Origin of the sequence: Chryseobacterium indologenes, assembly GCF_018362995.1 — a bacterium.
In the GTDB taxonomy this organism is placed as follows: domain Bacteria; phylum Bacteroidota; class Bacteroidia; order Flavobacteriales; family Weeksellaceae; genus Chryseobacterium; species Chryseobacterium indologenes_G.
This window is the reverse complement of the sequence record NZ_CP074372.1, coordinates 4,306,335-4,319,618: the sequence shown is the minus strand read 5'-3', so window position 1 is coordinate 4,319,618 and position 13,284 is coordinate 4,306,335. Positions and strand designations below refer to the sequence as shown.

The following is a 13,284-nucleotide window of genomic DNA, read 5'->3' as shown; positions in this document are numbered from 1 at the left end:
TTACAAATTAACCTTATTGTACATTAATAATTACAGGTGAAATTTCCTTAAGTCTCTGGTTACCCAATCCTGTAGCCGTAGCCTGAATATCATAAATCTGAACTACATCACCAGGTCTAAGGTTTCTAAGCATTCCTTCTGCTCCTGATAGTGAACTACCTTGGATCAGAGTACCTGCTTTTCCTGGAAGCTTGATAATGAAGCTATTTACAGTAAACGAAACAGGGAAGTCAAAGTCAGGTAAAGTAGCTGATACAATCTGGTTAGGAATAGAACCTGCCGGCATAAAGTTTACAGCCTTACCTCTGATCTGACCCTGAGGTCTAGGAATATTCTTAATTCTGTATTCAAATACCTGAGAAACTGTTTTACCATATGGATCTGTTCCTGATAATGTTAACTTCACTACATTTCCTGTAGTAGGAGTTACATCCCATTTACCTGGACCTTTACCTTTTACAGTAGCTCCTGCAGCAGATAATGAAAGTTTAGAATTATCAGCACCTAAGATTGATCCTGAAACAGGGTTCTCAAGTCCTCTATACATTACGTTCATTTTATCAGCAGAAAGCAATAATCCTTTTTCAAGTTTTACTTCTCTAGGTCCTGCGATTACATTATAAGTATGCGTCCAAGGGAAAGATTGTGGCTTACCTGAAGCATCTGTTAATGTAATTGTACCTCCTAATTTATGTTCACCAATTCCAGAACCTGAAATCTGGGTAATACCTTTACCATTTTCAACTCTGCTTACACCAGAGATGCTGATTTTATTGCTGTTAGAATAAGTTCCTAACATTACTTTTACTTCAGCCTGTTTTCCTGCCTGGATATCAACCGGACCTGAAACGATAGGCTCGTAGCTTGAGAATTTAATATTCGCATCTACTTTCTCCTGAAGTAATAGTGCCAATGCATCAGACTGAACGTTTCTGGCATCATTTTGGATAATCTCCAAATTAGATATTGCAGCAATTAGCGGCTGATGATAAAATTTATTCTGGAACCAAGTCTTTTCATTTGGAGATGTTCCTTTAGGATACTCCGCAATAAGAGACTTGTTAGCTCTTGCTACTAAATCCTGTAACGGAGCATTGCTTCCAAAAGTAGAATTGATATAGTTTCTTACATCATCAATTTTAGCTTTCAGATCTAATGCATTCTTTGATGGAGTATTTTCATCTCCTTCTTTGAAGAAATATTCAGTAGTTGCTTCGTTGTTGTTAAGTGCAGCAAAGTTTTCACTTACGTCAATATCTTTTCCGTCCTTATCTTTATCGTGAAACTCAGATTGTTTTTTCAACAAATTTTTAACATCCTGAGCAGAGTTCACCAAGGCATCAATTTTAGTTTTCAATACTTTGTATTGAGCCCAAGGCTGTGCGTAGGTATCCGGAACTTGCTGAGCCTTAGCTTCCAACGTTCTTTCAAAGATCTTCTCGTTTTTCTTTTCTGTTAAAGTTCTGGTTTCATTCAATGCTCTGGTAGAGTCATAGTATGATCTGATGATTTCTGCATCAATATTTAGGGCCATCATCGCGATGAACACCAAATACATCAGGTTGATCATCTTCTGACGAGGGGTCTGTTTTCCTTGTGCCATTCTCTTTTCTTTGTTTTTTGATTAAGTAGTTAAATTTAGAAATGGTTAGGAATTAAGACTTCATAGCAGTTAACATACCACCATAAACTCTATTTAAGTTATTAAGATTAGAAGTTAAACCTTGTAGCTCTTGATTGAATTTCTCAGATTGCTCAGCAGATTTCTGCATATCTGCTACATATTTGTTAGCAAATTCTGATTGTTTTTTGCCGCTTTCAAGTTGCATTGCATAAAGAGCATTCATGCTTTCCATATGCTGAGCAGCTTTATTTAATTGGTCATTATATTTATGAGTAGAAGCAGATACGTCAACTGTTTGATTGATCTGATCAACAGAGTTTGAAAATTTATCAATTCCTGTTCTCAATCTTTCAAATAATTGAACATCTAATCTAGCATCCTCAAGCATTTTGTCCAATTTGTTAGAAAGAGAATTTTCTAATTCTGCAAATTGAGCTGCAGCATTGTTATTTCTGGAAGATACATTAGAGTGTAATGGATTTGGGTTAGCATGCTTATCTAATAATTCAGGATAAACATTTTCCCAAGCATAAGACTCTTCAGATTTTGGAGGGTCAAATGCAAAAATGATAAAGATAATCGCCTCAGTAATAAGTCCCACGGTAAGAGCGATGTTACCGTTAATTGGTCCCAAGGTAATGTGAGTAATTTTAAGCCAAGCTCCAAGAATTACAATTGCAGCACCGAATGAATAAAAGAAATTCATCCAAGCATCTTTAGTCTTAAACATATTGAGTTAGTTTTTTTAATGTTAAATAAAATTGTTATTGAAAAATTGTCTGATTAATTTCTGTTAACTCTTCTTGGCTTAACAGCTGCTTCAGGAATATCCTGTACAGTTCTAAATCCGATATAGCTTCTTGCGGAATCTTTTCTCTCCCAATCTCTAGCACCTGTCATTAGTGCATATCCTATATCTTTCCAAGATCCACCTCTTACTGATTTCTTCGTATCCTTTTTATCTTTAGTAGAAGGATTTAATGTAGAAGTGAATCCAGCTGATGAATTGTTAAACGAAGATAATGTCCATTCAGAAACGTTTCCAGCCATATCAAATAACCCAAACCCATTTTTCTTAAATTTCTTAACTGGAGCTGTATATGTATAAGTACCTTTTTTCTCATCTTCCATGTAGTTACCTCTCTTCGGTTTGAAGTTGGCAAGGTAACAACCTCTGTCATCCATTAAATATGGACCACCCCAAGGATAAGTAGCATTCTGCATTCCTCCTCTGGCAGCATATTCCCATTCTGTCTCTGTTGGAAGACGGAATTCTAATGGTCTTTGTTTTTTTCTTTTTAAACTTTCGTTATAATCTGTTTTCAATTTAGATCTGAAGTTACAATAAGCCCTTGCCTGATCCCAGGTTACCCCAACAACAGGATAGTCTTTGTAAGCCTTGTGCCAGAAATACTGTTCAAACAATGGCTCATTGTAAGCAAAGTGGAAATCTTTTACCCAAACTGTAGTATCAGGATAGATCGCGATACTTTCGCTTTTCAGGTAATTAGCTCCTCTTTCGTTATCTGCAACTGCAGCGTCCATATCTCCCCAACGGTAAGTATATTTAAGCTTGCTTACATCTAAAATTCTTTCGTTTCCAATTCTGGAAGAAGAAGGCAGATACATAGATTCTAAAACTTCTGCGTATTCTACATCCGGATATTTCGTTGTGCTCCAGTGCAAAGGGATTTTCCAATCTAATCTTTTGCTGGCATCATAACTTCCGTCTTCCCGGCCACCCTGGCCTTCCATATATTCTTGATAAGGTGTTAAATTTTCTTCTTTTTTAGCAAGGTATGCATAATCCCCTATGCTAGCTCCTTTACGTCCGCCTTCATCACCACCTTCTCCGGCAGCTTCAGCAAGTAAAGTTCTCGCGATAGAGTCTCTTACATAGTTGATAAATACTCTGTACTCCGAGTTGGTAGTTTCTGCTTCATCCATGAAGAAAGAAGAAACAGTAACTGTCTTCAATGCTGCTTTTTCAGGAGTATTTGTTGGATCCTGGTCTGCTAAACCAGCAACAAATGAACCTGCAGGAATTGCGACCATTCCGTATGGTCTTTCCGCAACAAATGATTTAGTTTTTTCTCTTGGTATCAATTCTCCTTTTGTTCCTGGCTTCCCTACAGAAGAGCTGCCACCACCTGAACAAGATACCGATGCTACCGACGCAGACAATAATAAAAGAAATATCCTTTTCATGTTAATTTTTATAATTAAGCCGTAAATATATAATTTTTTTAAGAAACTTTTAAGATTTTTTTTGAAATAACGGAAGAAATCTAAATTTATTTTATTTACAACAACTTTTTATTCCACGGTAACAGATTTTGCAAGGTTTCTCGGTTGATCTACGTTTGCCCCTCTATATACTGCAATGTAATAAGCAAGTAGTTGCAGAGGTACGGAAGCAACGATAGGTGAGAAACATTCTGAAGTTTCAGGGATTTCAATAACATAATCTGCCATTTCACTCACCTGACGGTCTCCTTTATTAACTACAGCGATAATTTTTCCTTTTCTCGCTTTAATTTCCTGAACATTACTTACAATTTTATCATAGTGACCTTTTTTAGGTGCTATAATTACAATTGGCATATTTTCATCGATCAGGGCAATTGGACCGTGCTTCATTTCTGCAGCCGGGTATCCTTCTGCATGGATGTAAGAAATTTCTTTTAATTTTAATGCTCCCTCAAGGGCAGCCGGATAATTGTATCCTCTTCCCAAATAAAGGAAGTTTGTAGCTTTCACAAAATCTTTTGCAATATTTTGAGTCAGCTCGTGGGTCGTACTCAGCACTTCTTCAATTTTCTTAGGAATAGCATCAAGCTCAGCAATTAAGCTCATAAATTCCGCGTTTCCTAAGTTTCCGTTGTGTTTTCCTAGTTTAAATGCAATTAAAGTAAGGATAGTAAGCTGTGCCGTAAATGCTTTTGTAGAAGCAACCCCGATTTCAGGACCAGCATGCGTGTATGAACCTGCATCTGTAATTCTTGCAATTGAAGAATCTACAACATTACATATACCATATATAAATGCACCTTTTTCTTTTGCCAGTTTTAAAGCAGCCATTGTATCAGCTGTTTCTCCGGACTGAGAAATGGCAATCACCACATCTTTATCTGTAATGATTGGATTTCTGTATCTGAATTCTGATGCATATTCTACTTCAACAGGAATTCTTGCATATTCTTCAATCAGATATTCTCCGATAAGACCAGCATGCCATGAAGTACCACAAGCAATAATGATGATTCTGTTAGCATTTTTAAATCTTTCAACATGATCCCAGATTCCTGCCATTTTGATCACTCCTTCATCTACAAGAAGTCTACCTCTCATTGTATCGTGTACAGACTTAGGCTGTTCAAAGATTTCTTTAAGCATGAAATGCTCGTATCCACCTTTTTCGATCTGCTCTAGGCTCATTTTAAGCTCCTGAATTTCCGGCTCAATTTTAGAGTTCTCATTGATGGTTCTGATATCTACTCCATTTTCAAGAGAGATGGTTGCCATATGTCCTTCTTCAAGGTAGATGGCTTCTTTTGTAAATTCTACGAAAGGAGAAGCATCAGATGCAATAAAATATTCCTTTTCCCCGATACCTATTGCCAGAGGAGAACCTAATCTTCCTACTACCAATACTCCCGGATAATCTTCATGAAGTACAGTGATAGCATACGCTCCATATACTTCATTTAACGCATATCTTACTGCTGTAGGGAAATCCGTTTCAGGATTAAGATCCATAAAGTATTGAATAAGGTTTACCAATACTTCAGTATCTGTTTCTGATTTGAAAGTAAAGCCTTTTTCAGTAAGCATTGTTTTAATGGTATCATAGTTTTCGATAATACCATTATGTACAATAGCTATTTTTCCGTTGTTTGACAAGTGCGGATGGGAATTTCTATCACTTGGAACTCCGTGGGTTGCCCAACGCGTGTGCCCCATTCCAATTTTATATTTCCCTTTTAATTCTTTCGAAATATTCACCAAATCCTCAACCTTGCCTTTTGTTTTTTCTACTTCAAGCTTATTGTTTGAACCTTCTAAAACAATTCCGGCACTGTCATACCCTCTATATTCTAATCTTCTAAGACCATTAATTACAATTTCGTAAGCGTCTTGAAAACCTGTATATCCTACTATTCCGCACATATTATATTTTGTCTAGTGTATTTTGTATTTATTGTATTTATTTTTTCGTACCATAAGTCACCATCAGCTGGATTCTCTTTGGATTGGTATTCGTTTTATCTATACCTGTAAGAATAACTCTGTTCATATCAAATGCTCTGGTTGTATTACGAACTCCTAAAAGGGTTCCTGTAGCATTTGCAGCAAATGTTCCAGCACTGATTATTAGTGGTTTATTCTTAATGAAGTTCCCATCACTATCTTTTACATCTTCAACAAGATCCTTGATTGTTTTTGTTACTACAATGTCATAATAATCTTTATCCTTGTTGTAATTATATAATCCAAGTCCTGTTGACAAGTCTGAGGTATAAGCTAATTTTGAGAAATCAATAGTACCATTACTATTTAACGTATTGGTTAAAATTGAAAATCTACGATCTTCTGTTGAGTTGGTATTCTTCCAGCTTAAAGGATCTACATATACTCTTATCTTAGCACTTAAAATACCTGCTTTCTTTTCAAGATAGATCTTCTTAAGGTTTGCAATGGTCTCATCCTGAATTTTCATTACTACAGAAGGACCACCCATTCCCTGAACATAAAGTTTTTCATCACCTTCAGAAGTATTAATTGCAGCCAATGCTTTTTCAACAGACGAGTTAGTTCTGCTGTATTCATATAATCCGATATGAGCATTAGAACCTCCTAAGTTGAAAACAAGATTTGTCTGTGGTCTTGTTGTTGTTCCGTTGTCTGTTTTATCATATTTGTAATACATGATAAGCTGCAGATCATTAGGAGAGAACTGATAAAGGTATTTATCTGTTTCATCTACAGAAATTTTTATTCCTTTGAAATATCTGATAAAGTTAGAAGCATCCTGAAGTTCAGGTTTTCCTTTTTTATCAAGAATATGAGTCTGGAAAAAGTTTGTATTGCTCAATTTCATTCTGAAACCAAGATTTCCTGTAAACACAACTGAATTATCAGATTTTTTAGTGATAGATATAGAATTGATGTTACCGTCAAACACTCCTGATCCTAACAATTCGCCAGTGCTTATTGATTTATTGGAACGTTTAAAAGTATCATCATTTGAATCTAAGAACGTAGTAACTTCATGTACATTGATTTTCATTGATTTTGAAGCACCCCCTATTTTACCGTATTTACGAACAGGATAAGTTTTCTTCTCAATTGAAACAGCTGTAGCCACTCCATCCACCGGAAAATCACTTTTCTCAAATGTATTTGTTTTTAATGAATCGCTTTCAAAGAAATAAGTACTTGCAGTAGTATTTGCTGGTGGTCTTACTACAAGAACAACGGAGTCTACTTTTGGATTCGCTCCGTTAAAATCATAATTATCTACCGGCATTCTCAGCTGAGTAACATAAGATGCTCTCTGCATTCCAAACTGACTTTCAGTAAAAGCTCCAAGAACACCAACATATGAGGCTGCACCGGATTCATTCACACCGCTGATTAATCTGGCAGCATCACTTCTGATTGAATCATTGTTGCTATAATTGTATGCGATAACTGGATATGCAATTTCATTACCTTGTGCTGCATCATCATTGAACAACTGCTCACCAAGAGAATCTGGATCCGGTTCGCAGTTATAAAGGATTGTACTTCCGAAAATCGCCAATAAAAGCATGGCGAAGGTCCTTTTAAGATTATGAGTCATTAAAAATGTGTTTTTAATAAAGTTGATTTATAGAATCTATGTCAAGATATTCCGACTTCTCGGTAGTAGTTTCGTTGAAAGCCTTATCCAGGTCTTCATCCAGAAACTCGTCCCCTTTCACAACAGCGTTTACATAGTTCATACTTTCGATAACAAAGCTTTTAATTGTTGGGTTATCTAACGCTTTTAATCCTGAAATATTATCAAACTGCAGTTTTTCGTCGATCTTTTTATCCAAATCAGCATCCTTCTCATTATACAGAGAAAGTACGATTTTTGCGTCTTTGAAATAAGTATCTGATTCGTAGTAAGTTTTAAGATAAATTGGAACAAAAGAAGCCATCCATCCGTTTAAATGAATTACATCTGGTACCCAGTTCAGCTTTTTAATGGTTTCAATAACTCCTCTGGCAAAGAAAATAGCTCTTTCGTCATTGTCTTCGAAAGGATTTCCTTCATCATCAAAATAGTATTGCTTTCTTTTGAAGTATTCTTCGTTGTCAATAAAGTAAACCTGAAGTCTTTCCCCCGGAAGAGACGCTACTTTAATGATCAGAGGCTGGTCTAGGTCATTGATAATGATATTCATTCCTGAAAGACGGATTACCTCATGGAGCTGGAATTTCCTCTCACTTATTTGTCCAAATCTTGGCATAAAAACTCTTACATCATTGCCTTCTTGGTGCATCTTAAGTGCCATTTTGTTTACCACTGCAGCCATATTTGTATCTTCCTGATATGGATACATCTCTGTAGTAATGTACAGTATTTTTTGATTCGGCATAAACTTTCTATCTAATTTTTGTAAAAATGCTTTAATGTGCAAAATTACAAAAAAACATCCAACATTATTTTAATTAACATTTTTTTACGAAAATTCCCTTTTCCAAATTATTAAAAGTGCATATTATTATGCGATATTTTTAGTATTTTTGAAATAGCATTAAAATAAACTATGGAAGTTATAAAAAACAGGAAAGTCCTTCAGGATTTTATTGAAAGACAGAAAGAAATGGGGAAAAGAATTGGCTTCGCACCTACGATGGGCGCTTTACATAAGGGCCATCTTTCTCTGTATGAAGAGGCAAGAAAAGAAAATGACCTTGTGATTTCTTCAATTTTTGTAAATCCAACCCAGTTCAATAACTCTGAAGATCTTGAAAAATACCCAAGAGATGTTAACAGAGATATTCTTATTCTTCAAACTTCAGGCCTTGTAGATGCTGTTTACATCCCTGAAGTAGCAGATATCTACCCTGAAAAAACCGAAAGCCAGCACTATGATTTTGATGGATTGGAAAATGAGATGGAAGGAAAATCCAGACCCGGACATTTTGACGGCGTAGGAACTGTTGTAGAAGAGCTTTTCAGACAGATACAACCTGACAATGCTTATTTTGGAGAAAAAGACTTTCAGCAGCTTGCTATTATTAAAAAAATGGTGGATAAAAAACATCTTCCCGTTAAGATATCAGGAGTTCCAATCTACAGAGCAGACAACGGACTGGCATTAAGCTCAAGAAACCAAAGACTTCATGAAGACCGAAAAGAAGCTTCTAAAGTCATTTATGAGACTTTAAAAAAAGTAAACGATTGGTTCAGAACCGTTAGTATACCTGAAATAAAGGAAAGAGTAACGGACATTTTTGACAATCAGCAGGGAATGAAACTGGAATACTTCCTGATTGCCGATGAAAATACCCTACAGGAAACTGATTTCTTCTATAAAGACAGAAAATTCAGAGCGTTCATTGTTGTGGTGGTAGATGGTGTGAGATTAATTGACAATATGCATTTAGATTAAGACAATAAAAACACATATTTTTATAAGATAAAACTCTGATGATGTCAGAGTTTTTTTTATTTTTTACAGTAGAATACAAAAAATCAAAGGCCTCCTGAAGGAAGCCTTTGAAACACCAAATCACAAAATATTAATATGAAAAAAATTTACTTTTCAGTAAACTTGTGACCCGGCTGGGATTCGAACCCAGGACCCATACATTAAAAGTGTATTGCTCTACCAGCTGAGCTACCGAGTCGGCCACAATTAAAACGAAATAAATTTCAATATTAATTATAATTTTTTTTTTTTGCAGTGCCTGCGACTGGACTCGAACCAGCACATCCTTAGGAAACCACCCCCTCAAGATGGCGTGTCTACCAATTTCACCACGCAGGCAATAAAATTACAAAATCCAGTAATTTTTATTGCTTGTGACCCGGCTGGGATTCGAACCCAGGACCCATACATTAAAAGTGTATTGCTCTACCAGCTGAGCTACCGAGTCGGTCACTTACTTACCAAGTTTTCATTTAAGTAATGCCCCTTGTTTTAAGTGGTGCAAAGATATGACTTTTTTCTTTATCTCAAAACTTTTTCGCAAATTTGTTTAAAAAAAATTCATGGTAATTTCATTGATCGGATACATGGGAAGTGGCAAATCTCACATTTCCAAAATATTAAGCGAAAAAATCGATTTTAAATTGATTGATCTCGATAAAGAGATTTCCAGAAGAAATAAATTAACCATCCCGGAAATTTTTGAAAAGAAGGGTGAGATTTACTTTAGAAAGCTGGAAAGAGAGGCCCTGGAAGAGATATTGGCTTCAGAAGAAAATGTAGTTTTAAGTCTTGGCGGAGGAACTCCTGTTTATTACAATAATATGGAGATCATCAATCATAATTCCAAAAGTGTTTTTTTAAGAAGTTCTGTAGGAACATTGGTTGAAAGACTTTCAAAACAGAAAGAAAAAAGACCGTTGATTGCCAATATATCTGATGAAGACCTCCCGGAATTCATCGCTAAACATTTATTTGAAAGAAATCAGTTTTACAGCAAAGCACAATTTACTGTAGGTACAGATTCCAGAGAACCGGAAGACATTGTCAACGAAATAATAGAAAAGCTCTATCTCTAGAGCTTTTTTATTTTATACTAATCTTCGTTTTCTTCCCCGTTATCTGTCTCTCCAAAGAAATCATCCCAGTCCGTAAAGTCAGAATCAATATCGTTACCTACATAATCGTCCATTTCTCTTCTGTCTTTTTTAGTAGGTCTTCCCTCTCCTTTGTTTCTGTAATAGTCTTGTGACATCTTACGAAGTTTCAACAGTTCATATTGCTCTTTATCTGTCACGTCCTGAATATGAAGAGGCACCAGTTTGGCTCCTATCCTGCTTTTAGGAATCTGAATTACTTTTATTTTATAATCAATCTGATTCTTACGGATTTTAATAGTATCTCCTTCTTTTACCTCTTTAGATGACTTTACGGCAGACGTTCCTATAGAAACTCTGTTCTTTTTAATCTCCTCTGCTGCAATACTTCTCGTCTTATAAAAACGAATGCTCCATAAAAATTTATCTATTCTCATATTTTTTTATACTTTTGCCGTTATATTATTTGTAAAGTAATTAAAGTTTTTTGAAATGAAAAAAATATTTTTATATATCCTTGCAGGATCTTTGTGTTTTTCCGCCTGTAAAAAAGATGATACGCCAGACGTTTATGTAGAGCCGGAAGACATTGCAACACAAAACACATATGATGATCAAGCCATTAAGAAATTTATGGATGAGAATTATCTGGATGCACAGGGTAATATAAAAGCTTTCAGTTCTACGGATACCGCGGATGATAATGAAAAGAAGTTATCTGAATTGTCGCCTGTAACACTTCCTTCAGGAACAATCTATATTGTCAGAAGCGGAGCCCAGCCTCCTGCTAACCCCACTCCTGCTTATGAATCTACAATCAAAGATGATGATATTATCAAAATCATGGGTAGAGTTTATTCTTATTTGGCTGTTAATTCTGACGGAAACACTTCATTTACGTCAAAAGCTGCTTTTTTAAATACCATTGACGGAACTGGTATTCCTGTTATTGACCCTATGTTTTATTATACAAAGAAATCAATACTGGAGGCTGGTACAACTGATGCTGCAAAAAAAGCAAAATATTACCAGATTCCTGGTTTCAGAGAAGCTTTACAGAAGTTCAAAGCATTCAATAATCCTTCTAGTGAGGCTCCTTATAACCTACAGGGAGTGATTATCGTTCCTTCCCGAGCTGCTTTTGCTAGAAACCCTCATTATCCGTACTTAAATACTTCTTACAGAAATAAATCTTTTGTATTTAACTTTCAGATTTATGGAAGGGAGGACAGACCAAGCGGTGATAAACAAACAACAGAACAACAGCAATAAAAGTTATCATATAATAAAAAACACCGCCTCAATAGCGGTGTTTTTTTATGTAATATATTACGATCATCTTGCCTTCTGCTTTACATTCCCTAAGATATCCGGGAAATATAGATCTGCAAGGTGATCAAATTCATCTCCTCTCATAAACATAGTAGCATCTACTTCTTCATAAGAGCTTCTTCCTGCAGCAGCAATCAGTTCATTGCAGGTATGAAGCGTATTTTTATGGAAATGATATACTCTTTCTGCCTTATCCGTCACATCAAGTCCTTTAATAAGCATTTTATCTTGGGTAGCAACTCCTGTAGGACAGTTGTTTGTATTACATCTCAATGCCTGAATACATCCCAGAGAGAACATAAACCCTCTTGCATTGTTACACATATCAGCCCCCATTGAAATTGCTCTCAAAATATCCAGACTGGTAAGAACTTTTCCGCTGGCAATCACTCTTAGTTTGTGTCTTACATTATAGTTATTAAGCGTTCTGTTCACAAATATCAAAGCGGGTTCCAATGGCATCCCTACTCCATCAGAGAATTCCGGTGGTGCTGCTCCAGTTCCTCCTTCCGCTCCGTCAATGGTAATAAAGTCCGGATAAATTTTCAAAACATTCATTTGAACGCAGATGTCTTCAAATTCTTTGGTATCCCCTATACAAAGCTTAAAACCTACAGGCTTTCCTCCTGAAAGTTCTCTCAGCTGCTGTACAAACCTCAGCAATCCTGCTGCATCAGAGAATGAGGTATGTGATGGTGGTGAAATAACAGTCATCCCAGGCGTTACGTGACGGATCGCTGCGATTTCCGGAGTGTTTTTAACACCTGGAAGTACTCCTCCATGTCCTGGTTTTGCTCCCTGTGATAGCTTGATCTCAATCATTTTCACATTAGGAAGAGTTGAATATTTTTTAAAAAGCTCCGGATTGAACTTTCCTTCTTCATCACGACATCCAAAGTATCCTGTTCCGATCTGCCAGCATAAATCACCTCCTTCCATATGGTGGGGTGAAATTCCTCCTTCTCCTGTATTGTGATAGAAATTTCCTTTTTTGGCACCTCTGTTCAGGGAGATCTGAGCTCTGTCACTCAATGCTCCGAAACTCATGGCTGAGATATTAAATAATGAAGCGTGGTAAGGCTGTGTACACTGTTCTCCCCCTACCCATACTCTCGGAAGCTCTTCTGAAGGTGATTTTGCATAAATAGAATGCTTGATCCCTTCATATTTTCTGTGATTAACTTCCAGCTGTGTACCGAAAGCTACGGTATCACTTAAATTTTTTGCACGTCTGTATACTGCAGAACGCTGATTTCTTGGAAACGGTTTCCCGTCTGTCTCCCTCTCAATAAAATATTGCTGCATTTCAGGTGAAATACTCTCGAAAAAATACCTGAAGTATCCCAATACAGGAAAGTTCCTCAAAATAGCATGTTTCGATTGGTAAGCATTGTATACACCTAATGCATAAATTGCGGATAACAGCGTTGGTATCCAATAATGCGCTCTGATCAGTATTGCTATAATCCATGTAGCAATTACTAATACAATTCCCCAAGATAAAAACTTATCTCTCATGAATGTAGTATTTAAAAGTTTAAAA

General features: G+C 36.2%; 11 protein-coding genes and 3 tRNA genes. 3 read left to right on the top strand and 11 right to left on the bottom strand.

What is annotated here, in order from left to right; translation table 11 throughout:
* Positions 1–13: 13 nt before the first annotated feature.
* The 6 genes from DYR29_RS19660 to DYR29_RS19635 all read right to left on the bottom strand — a co-directional run bounded on the left by DYR29_RS19660 (position 14) and on the right by DYR29_RS19635 (position 8,253).
* The gene (locus tag DYR29_RS19660; RefSeq protein ID WP_213278176.1) at positions 14–1,603 is read right to left on the bottom strand and encodes a GldM family protein; all 1,590 of its coding nucleotides are present in this window, start codon (positions 1,601–1,603) and stop codon (positions 14–16) included.
* A 52-nt stretch (positions 1,604–1,655) separates the two neighbouring features.
* A complete protein-coding gene (gene gldL / locus DYR29_RS19655) occupies positions 1,656–2,354 on the bottom strand; it encodes a gliding motility protein GldL (RefSeq protein WP_142719560.1) in 699 nt (232 codons plus the stop codon).
* Between the two features lie 53 nt (positions 2,355–2,407).
* Positions 2,408–3,832, bottom strand: a complete 1,425-nt coding sequence (gldK, locus tag DYR29_RS19650) for a gliding motility lipoprotein GldK (RefSeq protein WP_047424201.1) — start codon at positions 3,830–3,832, stop codon at positions 2,408–2,410.
* Positions 3,833–3,940: 108 nt separating this feature from the next.
* Complete coding sequence (gene glmS, locus DYR29_RS19645) at positions 3,941–5,794, bottom strand: glutamine--fructose-6-phosphate transaminase (isomerizing) (protein ID WP_213278175.1); 1,854 nt, start codon at positions 5,792–5,794, stop codon at positions 3,941–3,943.
* Between the two features lie 37 nt (positions 5,795–5,831).
* On the bottom strand, positions 5,832–7,469 hold the full coding sequence (locus tag DYR29_RS19640; protein WP_213278174.1) for a DUF4270 family protein: 1,638 nt from the start codon (positions 7,467–7,469) through the stop codon (positions 5,832–5,834).
* Between the two features lie 13 nt (positions 7,470–7,482).
* Positions 7,483–8,253: a glycogen/starch synthase gene (locus DYR29_RS19635; protein WP_047382402.1), complete on the bottom strand. Its 771-nt coding sequence runs from the start codon at positions 8,251–8,253 to the stop codon at positions 7,483–7,485.
* Between the two features lie 171 nt (positions 8,254–8,424).
* On the opposite strand from DYR29_RS19635, the gene panC reads away from it, so the two are divergent.
* Positions 8,425–9,273, top strand: a complete 849-nt coding sequence (gene panC, locus DYR29_RS19630) for a pantoate--beta-alanine ligase (protein ID WP_142719556.1) — start codon at positions 8,425–8,427, stop codon at positions 9,271–9,273.
* A 165-nt stretch (positions 9,274–9,438) separates the two neighbouring features.
* On the opposite strand, the gene DYR29_RS19625 is transcribed toward panC, so the two are convergent.
* From DYR29_RS19625 to DYR29_RS19615, 3 genes are all read right to left on the bottom strand, one after another.
* Positions 9,439–9,511 (bottom strand) — tRNA-Lys (locus tag DYR29_RS19625).
* Between the two features lie 57 nt (positions 9,512–9,568).
* Positions 9,569–9,651, bottom strand: a tRNA-Leu gene (locus DYR29_RS19620).
* A 36-nt stretch (positions 9,652–9,687) separates the two neighbouring features.
* A tRNA-Lys gene (locus DYR29_RS19615) sits at positions 9,688–9,760 on the bottom strand.
* A 115-nt stretch (positions 9,761–9,875) separates the two neighbouring features.
* Between DYR29_RS19615 and DYR29_RS19610 the strand changes: the two genes are divergently transcribed.
* The gene (locus DYR29_RS19610; protein WP_047377852.1) at positions 9,876–10,391 is read left to right on the top strand and encodes a shikimate kinase; all 516 of its coding nucleotides are present in this window, start codon (positions 9,876–9,878) and stop codon (positions 10,389–10,391) included.
* A gap of 17 nt (positions 10,392–10,408) precedes the next feature.
* On the opposite strand, the gene DYR29_RS19605 is transcribed toward DYR29_RS19610, so the two are convergent.
* Entirely contained in the window at positions 10,409–10,846 is a 438-nt protein-coding gene (locus DYR29_RS19605) for an RNA-binding S4 domain-containing protein (RefSeq protein ID WP_213278173.1), read from the bottom strand.
* A 55-nt stretch (positions 10,847–10,901) separates the two neighbouring features.
* On the opposite strand from DYR29_RS19605, the gene DYR29_RS19600 reads away from it, so the two are divergent.
* Positions 10,902–11,681 carry a hypothetical protein gene (locus DYR29_RS19600; protein WP_213278172.1) on the top strand — a complete coding sequence of 260 codons (780 nt, stop codon included), beginning with the start codon at positions 10,902–10,904 and terminating at the stop codon, positions 11,679–11,681.
* 63 nt (positions 11,682–11,744) lie between these two features.
* On the opposite strand, the gene DYR29_RS19595 is transcribed toward DYR29_RS19600, so the two are convergent.
* Positions 11,745–13,259: an FMN-binding glutamate synthase family protein gene (locus DYR29_RS19595; protein ID WP_047424189.1), complete on the bottom strand. Its 1,515-nt coding sequence runs from the start codon at positions 13,257–13,259 to the stop codon at positions 11,745–11,747.
* Between the last annotated feature and the right edge of the window lie 25 nt (positions 13,260–13,284).